Below are 16,208 nucleotides of genomic sequence, written 5' to 3'. Positions count from 1 at the left end.
TTGCCCGATCGGGCGCGCGCTCGACAAGGGGGATCGGGACTGGTCCGATCGCGCCGGCCGCGATAGGCGGAGGATATGGTTCCTTCCCCGCAGGCGCTCGGCCAGATGCTCGGCGCGCTCGACATGATCGGCATCGCCGTGTTCGCGGCATCGGGCGCGCTGGCGGCGGCGCGGACGGGACAGACGCTCGTGACCGCGATCTTCTTCGCGCTCGTGACCGGCGTCGGTGGCGGTACGGTGCGCGACCTGCTGATCGGGGCACCGGTCTTCTGGGTCCATGGGTCGCCGGTCGCCGCGATCTGCGTCGCGGTCGCGTCGGCGGTGTGGCTCACGCCCGAACGCTGGTGGCGCGAACGTGCGCTCGAATGGCTCGATGCGGCGGGACTGGCCGCCTATGCGGTGTTCGGCGCGGCCAAGGCGCTGACATGGGGCGTGCCGGAGTTTCAGGCGGCCTTGATGGGTGTGCTGACGGCGTGCGTCGGCGGCATCCTGCGCGACGTACTTGCCGGGGTGCCGTCGATCCTCATCCGCCCCGAACTCTATGTCACGGCGGCGGCGCTGGCGGCCGGACTGCACGTCGCGCTGGTCGCGGCGGGACTGCCCCCGTTCGTCGCGGCGTTTCCGGCGGCGGCGGCGGGATTCGCGCTGCGCGGGGCGGCGATCCGGTTCCGGCTGGCGCTTCCGGCCTATGGCGGCAAACGGTAGGGAAACGCTCGATTACCGATCTGCATCCAGCCCTGACGCCCTGCAAACGCCAGCCTTGCGCTTACGATGCTGACATAGCGTTCGTGCGCTCCGGTCAGCGTCACGCCAAACCAGCCTTTTCAGTGCGTCCTTATGGAATGCGGATCGGCCCTAGCCGCGCACGACACCCACGTCGCGGAAGGGGCGCGGCTCCTTGGGTGGGATCGTACCTTCGTTCAGCGCGCACTGCCAGAAGCCGACGTCGATCCACCGGCCCTGCTTGAACCCGATTTCGCGATACACCCCCGCCCGGCGGAAACCGACCGCTTCGTGCAGCGCGATCGAAGCGGAGTTGGGTAGCGACAGCACGCCGACCGCCTGCGTGAACCCCTGTGCGCGCAACGTGTCGACCAGCGCTTCGTACAGGATGCGCCCCGCGCCGGGGTGTTGCGTGCCGCCACCCATATAGATCGACGTTTCGACGACATAGCGATACGCCGGCCGCTCGCGGAACGTCGTGGCATAGGCATAGCCCAATACCGCGTCGCCGTCCGCTTCGCCGGTCGTCGCGACCAGCCATGGGTACAGCCCGTCGCTGCCGCTCATTCGATGCCGGATCGCGCGCGCATCGGGTGCCTCGGTTTCGAACGATACCGTGCCGCCCAGTACATAGGGTGCATAGATCGCGGCGATCGCCGCCGCATCCTCGGTCCGGGCGGCGCGGATCGCGATCACAGGCCGAACCGCGCGACGATCAGATCGAACAGCGACGCATCGTCTGCCGACGCCGCGACCGGCCCCATACCGGCGCATTCCAGACAGCGGGCCTGCACCCCGGCACGGCCCGACAGCATCCGCCGCGCGTCGCCCAGCGCCTGTGTCAGCATCCCGCGCTGTTCGCGCGCGACATGACCGATCAGGTCGGTCGCCGCCTCCCCACCCTCGCCTTCTTCACGGTTGCGTTCGGCATAGCTGCGGATCAACTGGTCGAGCGCGCTCGGTTCCTTGTCCAGATAGACCGCGTGGACCTTTGCCGGGTCGAGCTTCGCGCGCTTCGCCGCTTCGGCCACCGCGTCGTCCAGATTGCCGAACCGGTCGACCAGTTTCAACTGGCGCGCCGTGCCGCCGTCCCAAACCCGGCCCTGCCCGATCTGGTCGACACGCGCCTGCGGCAGCTTGCGCGACTGCGCGACCAGCCCGGTGAAGCGACGATAGATATCCTCGACGCCGCCCTGCATGATGGCATCGAATGCCGGGCTGGTGCCGCGCAGGACGTCGGGCTGCCCGGTCAACGGCGTCGTGGCGACACCATCGGCGCTGACGCCGACCTTCGCCAGCGTGTTCTCGAACGTCGGGATCACGCCGAACACGCCGATCGATCCGGTGATCGTATTGGGTTCGGCGAACACCACGTCGCCCGGCGTCGATACCCAGTATCCGCCCGACGCGGCAAGGCCACCCATCGATACCACGACCGGTATCTTGTTGACGTTCTTTGCTTGCAGGATCGCCTGGCGGATGCGTTCGGATGCCAGCACCGATCCGCCGGGCGAATCGACGCGGACGACCAATGCCTTCAGGTTGCGCTTGGCCAGACCGTCGAGCAGCAGTCCGGCGATGGTGTCGCCGCCCGCGGTGCCCGGCCCAGCCTGTCCGTCGACGATTTCGCCCGCCACGGTGATGACGCCGACCGCGTCGCCGCCGCGCGGCACCGGATGCGCGGCGAGCCAGTTGGCGTACCCGATCGTGCGGAAACTGCCGATCGCCTTGCCGGCTTCCGCGCCCGCCAGTTTGGCGACGCGCTGTCCGAACGCGATCCGGTCGCCCAGATGATCGACCAGCCCTCCGCGAAGATTGGCCTGTGCCACGTCGCCGCCGACCGCCTGTACCAGCTCCACCGGGCGCGTCAGGAACGCATCAATCTGTGCCTTGGGCCGCGCCTTCGTGATCGCCGAGCGCCATTGGTCGAAGATCGCGCCGTACAGCGCCTGATTCGCCGCACGGGCCGGCTCGGACTGGTCGGCGCGCGTGAACGGCTCGACCGCCGATTTGAACTCGCCGACGCGGTAGACGTGGGCGTTGACGCCCAGCTTATCGATCAAACCCTTGTAATAAAGCTGCGATCCGCCGGGGCCGCGAAACATCGTGCCGCCGAACGGGTTCTGCCAGATCTCGCTGGCGTTCGACGCGATGCGGTACGCACCGTCGGTATAGAGCGTGGCATAGGCCAGTACCGGCTTGCCCCCGGCACGGACCCGCGCCACGGCATCGCCGACTTCGGCCAGCGTCGCTGGATAGCCGCCCGCGAAGCGATCCATGTCAAGCACCACCGCCTTGACACGTGCATCGTCCTTCGCCGCGTCCAGCGCCCGGACTACGTCGCGCAGCCGAAGCTGCTGCGTCAGCTTCTGTCCCGAGAATGCGGCGACGGGATCGGCCTCCGCCGGCTGTTCCACGATCGATCCCGACAGGTCAAGCACCAGCGCGCCGTCGGTGATGCGCGTATTGGGCCGCGACGACAGCAGCGCGAACAACATTCCGAAAAACAACAGCATCGCAAGGAGCACCAGCGCATCCTTGATACCGACCAGCAATTTCCACGCACCACGGACGAGCTTCACGCGATTTCCTTCGGGACTTATCGTGCCCCGATAAATAGCGGGGGTGCCGGGGGAGTAAACAGAAACATCTTTCTGGCCAGAGGACGTGCGCCGCTGAGTTGGGCGCGGGCCGGAAGAAAGGGTGGCCTGCTCGACGCCGCAACGCTTGCGGCACATTCCTTTTGGTCCCGTCCTGCATGCACCCGCTCGACGGTGGAGAGGTTATGGCGTTCCGCGTCGGCAGCTTCTACACGCCCCCGGTGTCCGTGATGCCGCCCATACCCTTCACGTCTGCCGCCGCGCCCGCGACGGCGCGGGCCGAACTGGCGGCGACGCTGCGCCTCGCGGCACCGCTGGTCGGCGCGAACCTGTTGCAGATGGCGGTCTATGCCGTCGATGTCGTGTTCGTGGCGCGGTTGGGGGAGGTCGAACTGGCTGCCGCCACGCTCGGCGTCTATATCTATGGCGTCATTCTGTTTGCGCTGTCGGGGCTGATCGGTGCCGCCGCGCCGATCATCGCCGCCGAACTCGGCCAGCGCCGCCATGCGGTGCGTGAAGTACGCCGGTCGTTCCGCATGGCGATGTGGATCGCGGTGCTGGGCAGCGTCCCGTTCATGATCGCGATGTCGCACGGTCAGGCGATGCTGCTGGCAACCGGACAGGACGCGACCGTTGCGGCGCGGGCGGACGCGTTCCTCGACATCCTGTTATGGGCGCTGATCCCGGCGCTGACCGGTACGGTGATGCGCATCACGGCGGCGGCGCTCGGCCGGCCCGGCTGGGCGATGGCGATCACCGCGCTGGGGCTGGGCGTGTCGATCTTCGCCAACTGGCTGCTGGTGTTCGGCAATCTGGGCTTTCCGGCATGGGGGCTGGAAGGATCGGCGATCGCCAGCCTGTCGACCAGCATCGCGATGACCGCCGCCTATGCGATCGTCCTGATCGGCGACCGACGGCTGCGGCGCTTCCGCCTGTTCGGGCGGTGGTGGCGGCACGAATGGTCGCGACTGCGCCAGATCGTGGTGCTGGGCCTGCCGATCGCCGCGACGATGACGTTCGAGGGGGCGCTGTTCTCCGCCGCAGGGTTCCTGATGGGGCGGATCGGCGTGACGGAGGTCGCAGCGCATGCCATCGCGCTCCAGATCGCGGCGTTCCTGTTCCAGGTGCCGTTCGGGATCGCACAGGCGGCCACGATCCGGGTCGGTATGGCCTATGGCGCGGGCGACCGGCAATGGATGGCCCGTGCAGGGTGGTCGGCGCTGGCGGTCGGCACCGGCTTCATGGTCGTTACTGCGACCCTGCTATGGGCGTTTCCCCGCGCGTTCGTCGGCGTCTATGTCGATACCGGTGCCCAGGCCAATGCGGCGATGGTCGCACTGGCGGTCCAGTATCTCGCGATCGCGGCGCTGTTCCAGTTGTTCGACGGGGCGCAGGCCGTGGCGGCTGGCGTGCTGCGCGGGGTGCAGGACACCCGCGTGCCGATGGTGATCGCGCTGGTCGGATACTGGGCGATCGGGTTCGCCACGTCCGTCCTCCTAGGATTCTGGACGCCGATGGGTGGCATCGGCATCTGGATCGGTCTTGCGCTCGGGCTGCTGGTCGTTGCCGTCCTTCTTGTCGACCGTTGGCGTCGCCGCGAACGACTGGGGCTGGTCGGGGTTCGCTGAACGCCCTGCCCGGTTGCCGCCACGCCGCGTCCGCAAATTTGTTCCCCGCGCCTTGACGGTGGATGAACGCCTCCACATATCCGGGGCGCTGGCACTCCCCCTGGGTGAGTGCCAGACCAATTTACCATGCCAACCAAAAAGGGAAAACCGCGCATGAACTTCCGTCCGCTGCACGATCGCGTGCTCGTTCGCCGCGTCGAAGCCGAGGAAAAGACGCTCGGCGGGATCATCATCCCCGACACGGCCAAGGAAAAGCCGCAGGAAGGCGAAGTCGTCGCCGCCGGCACCGGTGCCCGCAACGACAAGGGCGAGATCGCCCCGCTGGACGTCAAGGCCGGCGACCGCATCCTGTTCGGCAAGTGGTCGGGCACCGAGGTCAAGGTCGACGGTGAAGACCTGCTCATCATGAAGGAAAGCGACATCCTCGGGATCGTCGGCTGAACCCTTCGTCTTTATTCTGTTTCCAATACTGAAAGGGTAGCCACATGGCAGCCAAAGAAGTGAAATTCGGTCGTGACGCACGCGAACGCATCCTGCGCGGCGTCGACATCCTTGCCGACGCGGTCAAGGTCACGCTGGGGCCGAAGGGCCGCAACGTCGTGATCGACAAGTCGTTCGGCGCGCCCCGCATCACCAAGGACGGTGTGTCGGTCGCCAAGGAAATCGAACTGAAGGACAAGTTCGAGAACATGGGCGCCCAGATGGTGCGCGAAGTGGCCTCGAAGACCAACGACATCGCGGGCGACGGCACCACCACCGCCACCGTGCTGGCACAGGCGATCGTGCGTGAAGGCATGAAGTCGGTCGCCGCCGGCATGAACCCGATGGACCTGAAGCGCGGCATCGATATCGCCGTGACCAAGGTGGTCGAGGATGTGAAGGCGCGTTCGAAGCCCGTATCGGGTTCGGCCGAAGTCGCACAGGTCGGCATCATCTCGGCCAATGGCGATGTGGAAGTCGGCGAGAAGATCGCCGAAGCCATGGAAAAGGTCGGCAAGGAAGGCGTTATCACGGTCGAAGAGGCCAAAGGCCTCGAATTCGAGCTGGATGTCGTCGAGGGCATGCAGTTCGACCGCGGCTACCTGTCGCCCTACTTCATCACCAACCCGGAAAAGATGCAGGTCGAGCTTAGCGACCCTTACATCCTGATCCACGAGAAGAAGCTGTCGTCGCTGCAGGCGATGCTGCCGATCCTAGAGGCCGTGGTGCAGTCGGGCCGTCCGCTGCTGATCATCGCCGAGGATATCGAGGGTGAAGCGCTCGCCACGCTGGTCGTGAACAAGCTGCGCGGCGGTCTGAAGGTCGCAGCGGTCAAGGCACCGGGCTTCGGCGATCGTCGCAAGGCGATGCTCGAAGACATCGCGATCCTGACCAAGGGCGAAGTCATCAGCGAAGACCTCGGCATCAAGCTCGAGTCGGTGACGCTGGGCATGCTCGGCACCGCCAAGCGCGTGACGATCGACAAGGACAACACCGTCATCGTTGACGGTGCGGGCGACAGCGATGCGATCAAGGGTCGCACCGATGCGATCCGTCAGCAGATCGAGGTCACGTCTTCGGACTATGACCGCGAAAAGCTGCAGGAGCGTCTCGCCAAGCTGGCCGGCGGCGTGGCCGTCATCAAGGTCGGTGGCGCCACCGAGGTCGAGGTGAAGGAGCGCAAGGATCGCGTCGACGACGCACTGCACGCAACCCGCGCAGCCGTCGAAGAAGGCATCGTCCCCGGCGGCGGTACGGCGTTGCTGTACGCCACCAAGGCGCTCGACGGCCTGACCGGTGCCAATGACGACCAGACCCGCGGCATCGACATCGTTCGCAAGTCGCTGACCTCGCTGGTGCGTCAGATCGCACAGAATGCCGGTCACGACGGTGCGGTCGTTTCGGGCAAACTGCTCGACGGCAACGACCCGTCGATGGGCTTCAACGCAGCGACCGACAAGTACGAGAACCTTGTCGCGGCCGGCGTGATCGACCCGACCAAGGTCGTGCGCACCGCGCTGCAGAACGCGGCGTCGGTTGCCGGTCTGCTCATCACCACGGAAGCGACCGTCAGCGAGCTTCCCGACGACGGCAAGTCGTCGGCAATGCCCGCCGGCGGCGGCATGGGCGGCATGGGCGGCATGGACTTCTGATCGATTGCGGCCCCCCGGGCGAGCCACGGGCTAGTCCGGGGTCCGCATCGATCCGGCCGGCGGGTGCTCTTGCACCCGACCGACGGGCGGCGGCTTTGCCGTCGCGGGATCCAGACGCGAAAAAAGGCCGGGAGGGGATGCCCCTTCCCGGCCTTTTTCTATCCTCTGCCCCGGCGCCTGCCGGAGCGGTGATCCGCCTTACTTGAAATTATCCGCATAGGCCTGAAGCTTCAGCTTCCGTTCGGGTGCCGGGATCACGTGATATTCGATCCCTTCGCGCGTCGCATACTCGACCGCGGCATCCAGCGTCGGGAAACGCAGCTTTACCTGCTCTTGCGTATCGCCGGACCCGGCCCAGCCTGTCAGCGGGTCGGCACGGCGCGGTTCGACCTGTTCGAATTCGAGCATCCATGTCTCTGCGCGGGCGCGGCCCGATTGCATCGCATTCTTGGGAAACTGATAGATTCGCGCATTGGACATACGGCTGTTCCTGGATCGTCGTTGTGGCCGCCTGCACGGCACATTGCGCAATTCATAGCAAAGCCTGCCCCGCCCGCGCCAGTGGCCGCATCATCGGTTACGCGAAAGTGACGCTGATAATGCGAATACTACCAGTTACCCACAATCCTTAGGATCGAAATCCGCCATATCGCAGTTGCGATGCATTATCATTAAGAGTAGCTTTGGGGTTGTTTCGCTTTCCAAAACAGCTTATGGCCCCCGCGTCGCGGCAGGACCGCGTCCCGATTGCACGGAGAGAGAAGTCTTGGCTCGCAAGAAGATCGCGCTGATCGGCGCTGGCAACATCGGTGGCACCCTCGCCCATCTGGCCGCGCTCAAGAACCTGGGCGATATCGTCCTGTTCGACGTCGCCGAAGGTGTGCCGCAGGGCAAGGCGCTCGACCTCTCGCAGTGCGGACCGGTCGAAGGCTTTGACGCCACGATCACCGGCAGCAACGACTATGCCGACATCGCCGGCGCGGACGTCATCATCGTGACCGCGGGCGTGGCGCGCAAGCCGGGCATGAGCCGCGACGACCTGCTAGGCATCAACCTGAAGGTCATGAAGGCCGTTGGTGAGGGCATCAAGGCCAACGCACCCGACGCGTTCGTGATCTGCATCACCAACCCGCTCGACGCGATGGTATGGGCGCTGCGCGAATTCTCCGGCCTGCCGCACCACATGGTCGTCGGCATGGCCGGCGTGCTCGACAGCGCGCGGTTCAGCCACTTTCTCGCCGACGAGTTCAAGGTATCGGTCAAGGACGTTACCAGCTTCGTACTGGGCGGCCATGGCGACACGATGGTTCCGGTCATCAGCTACTCGACGGTATCGGGCATCCCGGTTCCCGACCTTATCAAGATGGGCCGTTCGACGCAGGAGCGCATCGACGCGATCGTCAAGCGCACGCGTGGCGGCGGCGGCGAGATCGTCGCGCTGCTCAAGACCGGATCGGCCTATTACGCCCCGGCGACCAGCGGCATCGCGATGGCCGAGGCCTATCTGTACGACCAGAAGCGCGTCCTTCCAGCGGCAGCCTATGTCGACGGTCAGTATGGCGTGAACGACCTGTATGTCGGCGTGCCGGTGGTGATCGGTGCAGGCGGCGTCGAACAGATCGTCGAGATCGCGCTGGACGACGAGGCAAAGGCGAACCTCACCGTATCGGTCGACGCGGTCAAGGAACTGCTGGTGGCGTGTAAGGGCATCGACGACAGTTTGGCGTAACATGTCGTACCCCCGCGCAGGCGGGGGTCCAGGGTACGGGGTACAACGCCTATGGCTCTGGATCCTCGCCTGCGCGGGGATACAGAATGGTAGGCCTGCCATGATGAAGGACGGATACGTCTACATCATGGCCAGCTGCCGCAACGGAACGATTTACACTGGTTCGACCAGTACGCTGGTTCAGCCTATCCATCAGCACCGTACCAGAGCCGTCGAAGGATTTACGAGCGAACACGACTGCACGCTTCTAGTCTGGTACGAATGCCACGACGATTTGTAGGAAGCGCGCCTTCGGGAACGCCGGATCAAGAAGTGGAACCGCGACTGGACGTTGCGGTTGATCGAAGAAACCAATCCCGGCTGGAACGACCTGTTCGACCAGTTGGCCTGATTTTCGCTCCGGTTATGGAGTACGCAAGGGAAACGAAGATGAGCATCCTCGTCAACAAGAACACCAAGGTCATCACCCAGGGGATGACCGGTGAAACCGGCAGCTTTCATACCAAGGCAGCGCTGGAATACGGCACGCAGATGGTCGGCGGCGTAACGCCGGGCAAGGGCGGAACCGAGCATCTCGGTCTTCCTGTCTACAACACCGTTGCCGAAGCGAAGTCGAAGACCGGCGCCGACGCATCGGTCATCTACGTGCCGCCGCCCTTCGCCGCCGATTCGATCCTCGAAGCGATCGATGCCGAAATCCCCCTGATCGTTGCGATTACTGAAGGCATTCCGGTGCTGGACATGGTCAAGGTCAAGCGCGCGCTGTCGGGATCGAAGTCGCGGCTGATCGGCCCGAACTGCCCCGGCGTGCTGACGCCCGGCCAGTGCAAGATCGGCATCATGCCCGGCAGCATCTTCAAGCAGGGCAGCGTCGGCGTCGTCTCGCGCTCGGGCACGCTGACCTATGAGGCGGTGTTCCAGACGTCGAACGCCGGTCTGGGCCAGACCACGGCGGTCGGTATTGGCGGCGATCCGGTCAACGGCACCAACTTCATCGACGTGCTCGAACTGTTCCTTGCCGACGATGCCACCCAGTCGATCATCATGATCGGCGAGATCGGCGGCGATGCGGAAGAACAGGCCGCGCAGTTCCTGATCGACGAGGCAAAGCGCGGCCGCAGCAAGCCGATGGCTGGCTTCATCGCCGGTCGCACCGCGCCTCCGGGTCGTCGCATGGGCCACGCCGGCGCGATCGTTTCGGGCGGCAAGGGCGATGCCGAAAGCAAAATCGCAGCGATGGAAGCGGCCGGTATCAAGGTCGCGGCCTCGCCCAGCGAGCTAGGATCCACGCTGCTCGAAGTATTGAACGGCTGAACGAAGATCCCCGTGCGATCGTTCGCACGGGGCACCTCCCGGTTGGACCGGGAACGCGGACACGACAGGAAGTGACCATGGGCTACGAAGGCCAGGATTTCGACATTGCCGCCGGCGTCAGCCCGGCGTTCGTGGAAACGCTCTATGGTCGCTACCGCGACGATCCGTCGTCGGTCGATGCCGGATGGCGGCAGTGGTTCGACGGTCTGGAGGGTGCGGTCCAGCATCCCAGCTGGCAGAGCAAGCGCTGGCCGCTGACGGACACCGACGCGCTGACCGCCGCGCTCGATCCGACGCAGATGGAACCTGCTCCGAAGCCTGCACGGGGCGGCGCGAAGCCTGCCCCCGCGCCTGCGGCACCCAAGGTCGATATCGCCAAGGCGGCGGGCGACGCGATCCGCGCACAGTTGTTGATCCGCACCTATCGCGTGCGCGGGCATCTGGCCGCCAATCTCGATCCGCTCGGTCTGGCGCGACGTGAACTGCCCGACGATCTGCGTACCGAATATCACGGTTTCTCGGATACCGAGATCGACACGCCGGTCTATCTGGGCGGGACGCTCGGCCTTGAATGGGCAACGGTGCGCGAAATCGTCGATATCCTGCGCGCGAATTACTGCGGCAATGTCGGCCTCGAATTCATGCACATCGCCGACGTCGAGGAACGCAAGTTCCTGCAGGACCGCATGGAAGGCCGTGACAAGGCGATCCAGTTCTCGAACGACGGCAAGAAGGCGATCCTGAGCAAGGTCATCGAGGCCGAGCAGTGGGAGAAATTCCTCGGCCGCAAATATGTCGGCACGAAGCGCTTCGGGCTCGACGGCGGTGAATCGATGATTCCGGCGCTGGAATCGGTGATCAAATATGGCGGCCAGATGGGCGTGCGCGAGATCGTGTACGGCATGGCGCATCGCGGCCGGCTAAACGTGCTGGCCAACGTCATGCATAAGCCGGTGCGGGTGATCTTCCACGAATTCGCCGGTGGTTCGGCGAACCCCGACGAGATCGGCGGATCGGGCGACGTCAAATATCACCTCGGCACCTCGACCGATCGCAGCTTCGACGACATCACCGTCCATATGTCGCTGGTCGCCAACCCGAGCCACCTCGAAGCGGTGAACCCGGTCGTGTTGGGCAAGGTACGCGCGCAACAGACGTTCCGCGACGATCTGGGCACGCACGAACAGGTGCTGCCGGTGCTGATCCACGGCGACGCGGCCTTTGCGGGTCAGGGAATCGTCTGGGAATGCCTCGGCTTCTCGGGCATCCGTGGCTACAATACTGGCGGCTGCATCCATTTTATCATCAACAACCAGGTCGGTTTCACCACCAGCCCGCAATTCGCACGTTCGTCGCCATATCCTTCGGATGTGGCGAAGGGGGTTCAGGCGCCGATATTCCACGTAAACGGTGACGATCCGGAGGCCGTGACGTTCGCGACGAAGATGGCGATCGAGTTCCGTCAGACGTTCAAGCGCGATATCGTAATCGACATGTGGTGCTATCGCCGCTTCGGCCATAACGAAGGCGACGAGCCGTCCTTCACCCAGCCGCTGATGTACGCCAAGATCAAGGGCCATCCCGGCGTCAGCGAAATCTATGGCAAGCGGCTGCAGGACGAAGGCGTGATCGACGGCGAGTTCGCCGCCGCCAAGACCGCCGAGTTCACCCAGCAGCTGGAAGGCGAGTTCGAGGGGGCCAAGTCGTACAAGCCCAACCGTGCCGACTGGTTCGCCGGGCGCTGGTCGGGCCTGCATGCGCCGATGGACGCAGAGGGATCGCGCCGGTCGGTCGAAACCGGCATCGAACAGAAGCTGTTCGATTCGCTCGGCCGCACGCTGACCGCCATTCCCGAGGATCTTCAGATCCACAAGACACTGGCGCGCGTGCTGGATGCCAAGCGGGCGATGTTCACCAGCGGCGAAGGATTCGACTGGGCGACCGGCGAGGCGCTGGCATTCGGGTCGTTGCTGTCCGAAGGGTTCGGCGTACGACTGTCGGGACAGGATTCGGGCCGCGGCACGTTCTCGCAACGTCATGCGGTGTGGGTCGACCAGACCGACGAGCATAAATACGTGCCGCTGCGGACGATCGAACATGGCAGCTTCGAGGTGCTCGACAGCCCGCTGTCCGAATATGGTGTGCTGGGCTTCGAATATGGCTATGCGCTCGCCGATCCGAAGGCGCTGGTATTGTGGGAAGCGCAGTTCGGCGATTTCGCCAACGGCGCGCAGATCATGATCGATCAGTTCATCGCGGCGGGCGAGGCCAAGTGGCTTCGTGCCAACGGCCTCGTGATGCTGTTGCCGCACGGTTACGAAGGTCAGGGACCGGAGCATAGCTCGGCACGGCTCGAACGCTTCCTGCAACTGTGCGCGGGCGACAATATGCAGGTCGCCAACGTCACGACACCGGCGAATTATTTCCACCTGCTGCGGCGGCAGATGCACCGGAATTTCCGCAAGCCGCTGGTCATGATGACGCCCAAGTCGCTGTTGCGGCACAAGATGGCGGTGTCGAAGACGGCGGACTTCCTTGGCACGACGCATTTCCAGCGGCTGCTGTCCGACCCGTCGGCACCCGCCGACGCGGACACGACGCGTCTGGTGCTGTGTTCGGGCAAGGTCGCGTTCGACCTGATCGAGGCACGCGACGCGGCGGGCGACACTACGACGCAGATCGTCCGCGTGGAACAGATCTATCCGTTCCCGTCGGACGCGCTGGTCAAGCGGTTGCAGCGTCTTCCCAAGCTGACCGACGTAGTCTGGGCCCAGGAAGAGCCGAAGAACAACGGTTCGTGGTTCCTGGTCGAGCCGCTGATCGAGGATGCGCTGGCCGATGCGGGCGCACCGGTTCGTCGGGCACGCTATGCCGGTCGTGCCGCCGCCGCATCGCCCGCCACCGGGTTGATGAAGCGGCACCAGGCCGAACAGGGTGCATTGGTCGCCGATGCGCTGGGCCACAATGTCCGCGACGAGATCCGTCGTACCCGCCAGTCCGAAAGCAACGCCGCCACCGGCAAGGCTGCGTCGTAACCACCATGTGCTGGCCCCTTCAGGGGCAGATGAGGAAGACCCGATGGCAACCGAAGTTCTCGTCCCCACGCTGGGCGAATCGATCACCGAAGCGACGCTGGGCGAATGGCTGAAGCAGCCAGGCGACGCCGTCGCCGCCGATGAGCCGATCGCCAGTCTTGAAACCGACAAGGTTTCGGTCGAAGTCCCCTCCCCCGTCGCGGGCGTGATGGGTGCGCATGCGGTACAGCCGGGCGACACCGTGTCGGTCGGCGCGATGATCGCGACGATCGATGCCGGCGGTGGTGCCGTAGCGGCACCCAAGCCGGCCGAAGCGCCGAAGGCCGATGCGGCACCCGCAGCGGCCGCGCCGACGGCGTCGGCACCCGCACCGGCCCCGGCACCCGCCGAGACCAACGTCGACGCCGCCGCGCTGTCGCCGTCGGTCCGTCGTGCGATCCTCGAACACGGCGTCGACCCGGCGAAGGTTAAGGGTACGGGCCGTGACGGTCGCATCACCAAGGAAGACGTCGTCGCCGCAGCCGGCGACCGATCAGCCGCAGCGGCCACGGGTGCCGCGCCCGCCGCTGCCGCGGCACCCGTGGCCGCCACCGCACCGACGCGCGGCGAAGAGCGGGTGAAGATGACCCGCCTGCGTCAGACGATCGCCCGCCGCCTGAAGGAAGCACAGGACACGGCGGCGCTGCTGACCACCTTCAACGACGTCGACATGACCGCCGTCATCGAGGCGCGGGCGAAGTACAAGGACCTGTTCGAGAAGAAGCACGGCGTTCGCCTTGGCTTCATGGGTTTTTTCGTGAAGGCCGCGACGATGGCGCTGAAGGACATTCCGTCCGTCAACGCCAGCATCGAGGGCGATGAGATCGTCTATCGCGACTATGCCGACATTTCGGTCGCGGTCAGCGCGCCGGGCGGCCTCGTCGTTCCCGTCATCCGCGACGCCGACAAGCTGTCGGTCGCGGGCGTTGAAAAGACGATCGGCGACTTCGGCAAGCGCGCCAAGGAAGGCACGCTGAAGATGGACGAGATGAAGGGCGGCACCTTCACCATCTCCAACGGCGGCGTGTTCGGATCGCTGATGTCGACGCCGATCATCAACCCGCCGCAGTCGGCGGTGCTGGGTCTGCACCGGATCGAGGAACGCCCGGTGGTCCGCGACGGACAGATCGTGATCCGCCCGATGATGTATCTGGCGCTCAGCTACGACCATCGTCTGATCGACGGTCGCGAGGCGGTGACCTTCCTCGTCGCGCTCAAGAACGCGATCGAGGACCCGACGCGCCTGCTGATCGACCTGTAAGGGAGCGCGAGACGGTGGGCATGGTGATCTATCTGCGTCGTGCAGGGGCGGCCGATATCGATCGGCTGATCGCGACGCCCACCGATTTCGAGGAATTCGTGTTCGAGGAAGCGGTCGACGGCGCCGACGTCATCGATTTCGACAAGGCATGGGATGCGCTGCATTTCATGCTGACCGACGGAGGCCGGACGCCGCACCCGCTGGGCCTGATCTGCGAAGCGTTGCCCGAACTGGGCGCGGACGAGAACGGGATGGACGGCTTCGGCGTGATCTCTCCCGAACGGATGGCGGCGTTTGCGGCGGCACTCGACAAACTCGACGACGCGACACTTGCGGCACGCTACGATCCGGCGGCATTCGTCGCGGCCGACGTCTATCTGGCGGACATGTTCGCGGATGAAGGCGCCGAGGCGCTCGATTATATCATGCAGGGTGTGCCCGCATTGCGTCGCTTTGCGACGACGTGCCGGCGGACCGGCGATGGCGCGATCCGCGTGATCGCGTGAACGATTTGGGACGGGATGGATAATCATGGCTGATACCCAAGCCCGTGCCACGTCGCCTGCCCGCATCGAGCAAGTAACCATCGGCAACTTCCGCTCACTGCAACAGGTCGAGTTCAAGGGTATCACACCGCTGACCGTCCTGCTGGGGGCAAACGGTAGCGGAAAATCGACGTTCTTCGATGTGTTTGCGTTTCTATCGGACTGTTTTTCTGAGGGTCTGCGTCGAGCGGTCGACAAGCGGGGCAAGTTTTCCGACCTCAGAAGCCGTGGACAAACCGGACCGATCACGTTCGAGGTCGCGTATCGGGAAGGCGGCCAGATCGGTGGTGTACGACCGGGATTGGTACGGTATCACCTTGCCATCGACGAAGCAGAAGGCCGACCGGTCGTAGCTTCTGAGTGGATGCACTGGAAACGCGGCAGCTTTGGGAAGCCTTTCCGGTTTCTGGATTATCGGTTCGGCCTCGGATCAGTAATCTCCGGGGAATTGCCGGAACAGGACGATACCCGTCGCGATTTGCCGCTCGCGGCACCCGACGTACTGGCAGTCAGCACGTTAGGCCAATTGGCAGACAATCCTCGCGTCCGGTCACTTCGCGACTTTATCGTAGGCTGGCACCTGTCATACTTGTCGACAAGCGATACCCGGGTCGTTCCCGAGGCCGGGCCGCAAGAGCATCTTTCGCGTACCGGCAACAATCTCGCGAATGTTATCCAGTATTTTTCGGAACGTCACCCGATGGTACTGGAACGCGTGTTCACTGCGCTGCGGCGGCGTATTCCAAAGCTGGAGTCGGTCCAGCCCGTTTCCCTGCCAACCGGGCACCTGTTGCTGACGGTCAAGGATGCGCCTTTTGCCGAAGGCGTTCAGGCGCGCTATGTATCGGACGGCACGCTAAAAATGCTGGCATACCTGATCCAGCTGAACGATCCTTCACCGCCCCCCTTCCTTGGCATCGAAGAGCCGGAGAATTTCCTGCATCCGAGGCTGCTCAGAGAACTTGCCGAGGAATGCGAAGTCGCCGCGCGACGGATGCAGATGGTGGTGACGACCCACTCGCCGTTCTTCATCGACGCATTGACGCCAGCACAGGTATGGGCGCTTCGCCGCAATGCAATGGGCTATACCGAGGCCGTTCGCGCGTCGCAGATGGCTGGTGTCCCGGAACAGATCGCCGCGGGTGCCACACTTGGCCAATTGTGGACCGAAGGCTTCTTCGAAGCAGGCAATCCCTGACGGC

The 16,208-nt window shown here is 64.8% G+C and carries 13 protein-coding genes and 1 pseudogene; 11 read left to right on the top strand and 3 right to left on the bottom strand.

The window, feature by feature from the left end; translation table 11 throughout:
- Window positions 1–75 precede the first annotated feature (75 nt).
- Complete coding sequence (locus tag IFT55_RS12765; RefSeq protein ID WP_192092640.1) at window positions 76–705, top strand: trimeric intracellular cation channel family protein; 630 nt, start codon at window positions 76–78, stop codon at window positions 703–705.
- 150 nt (window positions 706–855) lie between these two features.
- On the opposite strand, the gene IFT55_RS12760 is transcribed toward IFT55_RS12765, so the two are convergent.
- The gene (locus IFT55_RS12760; RefSeq protein WP_192092638.1) at window positions 856–1,419 is read right to left on the bottom strand and encodes a GNAT family N-acetyltransferase; all 564 of its coding nucleotides are present in this window, start codon (window positions 1,417–1,419) and stop codon (window positions 856–858) included.
- On the bottom strand, window positions 1,416–3,305 hold the full coding sequence (gene sppA / locus IFT55_RS12755) for a signal peptide peptidase SppA (protein WP_192092636.1): 1,890 nt from the start codon (window positions 3,303–3,305) through the stop codon (window positions 1,416–1,418). The genes IFT55_RS12760 and sppA overlap by 4 nt, the downstream gene beginning before the upstream one ends.
- A gap of 203 nt (window positions 3,306–3,508) precedes the next feature.
- Here sppA and IFT55_RS12750 point away from each other — a divergent pair, with 203 nt between their 5' ends.
- From IFT55_RS12750 to groL, 3 genes are all read left to right on the top strand, one after another.
- Window positions 3,509–4,951: an MATE family efflux transporter gene (locus IFT55_RS12750; protein ID WP_342029308.1), complete on the top strand. Its 1,443-nt coding sequence runs from the start codon at window positions 3,509–3,511 to the stop codon at window positions 4,949–4,951.
- Window positions 4,952–5,104: 153 nt separating this feature from the next.
- Window positions 5,105–5,392 carry a co-chaperone GroES gene (groES, locus tag IFT55_RS12745; protein ID WP_192092634.1) on the top strand — a complete coding sequence of 96 codons (288 nt, stop codon included), beginning with the start codon at window positions 5,105–5,107 and terminating at the stop codon, window positions 5,390–5,392.
- A 44-nt stretch (window positions 5,393–5,436) separates the two neighbouring features.
- Entirely contained in the window at window positions 5,437–7,083 is a 1,647-nt protein-coding gene (groL, locus tag IFT55_RS12740) for a chaperonin GroEL (protein ID WP_192092632.1), read from the top strand.
- A 198-nt stretch (window positions 7,084–7,281) separates the two neighbouring features.
- Here groL and IFT55_RS12735 read toward each other — a convergent pair whose 3' ends face one another.
- Window positions 7,282–7,563 (bottom strand): ETC complex I subunit, encoded by a 282-nt coding sequence (locus IFT55_RS12735; protein ID WP_192092630.1) that lies wholly within the window; start codon window positions 7,561–7,563, stop codon window positions 7,282–7,284.
- Window positions 7,564–7,849: 286 nt separating this feature from the next.
- Between IFT55_RS12735 and mdh the strand changes: the two genes are divergently transcribed.
- The 7 genes and pseudogenes from mdh to IFT55_RS12700 all read left to right on the top strand — a co-directional run bounded on the left by mdh (window position 7,850) and on the right by IFT55_RS12700 (window position 16,204).
- A complete protein-coding gene (mdh, locus tag IFT55_RS12730; protein WP_192092628.1) occupies window positions 7,850–8,812 on the top strand; it encodes a malate dehydrogenase in 963 nt (320 codons plus the stop codon).
- 100 nt (window positions 8,813–8,912) lie between these two features.
- Window positions 8,913–9,203: pseudogene (locus IFT55_RS12725) on the top strand (GIY-YIG nuclease family protein).
- Between the two features lie 38 nt (window positions 9,204–9,241).
- Complete coding sequence (sucD, locus tag IFT55_RS12720; RefSeq protein WP_192092880.1) at window positions 9,242–10,126, top strand: succinate--CoA ligase subunit alpha; 885 nt, start codon at window positions 9,242–9,244, stop codon at window positions 10,124–10,126.
- 77 nt (window positions 10,127–10,203) lie between these two features.
- Window positions 10,204–13,161 carry a 2-oxoglutarate dehydrogenase E1 component gene (locus IFT55_RS12715; protein ID WP_192092626.1) on the top strand — a complete coding sequence of 986 codons (2,958 nt, stop codon included), beginning with the start codon at window positions 10,204–10,206 and terminating at the stop codon, window positions 13,159–13,161.
- A 43-nt stretch (window positions 13,162–13,204) separates the two neighbouring features.
- A complete protein-coding gene (gene odhB / locus IFT55_RS12710; RefSeq protein ID WP_192092624.1) occupies window positions 13,205–14,461 on the top strand; it encodes a 2-oxoglutarate dehydrogenase complex dihydrolipoyllysine-residue succinyltransferase in 1,257 nt (418 codons plus the stop codon).
- Window positions 14,462–14,481: 20 nt separating this feature from the next.
- Window positions 14,482–14,967, top strand: a complete 486-nt coding sequence (locus IFT55_RS12705) for a DUF1877 family protein (RefSeq protein ID WP_197976457.1) — start codon at window positions 14,482–14,484, stop codon at window positions 14,965–14,967.
- A 25-nt stretch (window positions 14,968–14,992) separates the two neighbouring features.
- On the top strand, window positions 14,993–16,204 hold the full coding sequence (locus IFT55_RS12700; protein ID WP_192092621.1) for an AAA family ATPase: 1,212 nt from the start codon (window positions 14,993–14,995) through the stop codon (window positions 16,202–16,204).
- Window positions 16,205–16,208 lie beyond the last annotated feature (4 nt).

It is taken from the genome of Sphingomonas sp. CFBP 13720 (assembly GCF_014842075.1).
Lineage (GTDB): Bacteria > Pseudomonadota > Alphaproteobacteria > Sphingomonadales > Sphingomonadaceae > Sphingomonas.
The sequence above is the reverse complement of the archived record's forward strand: the minus strand, read 5'-3'. Positions and strand labels throughout refer to the sequence as shown.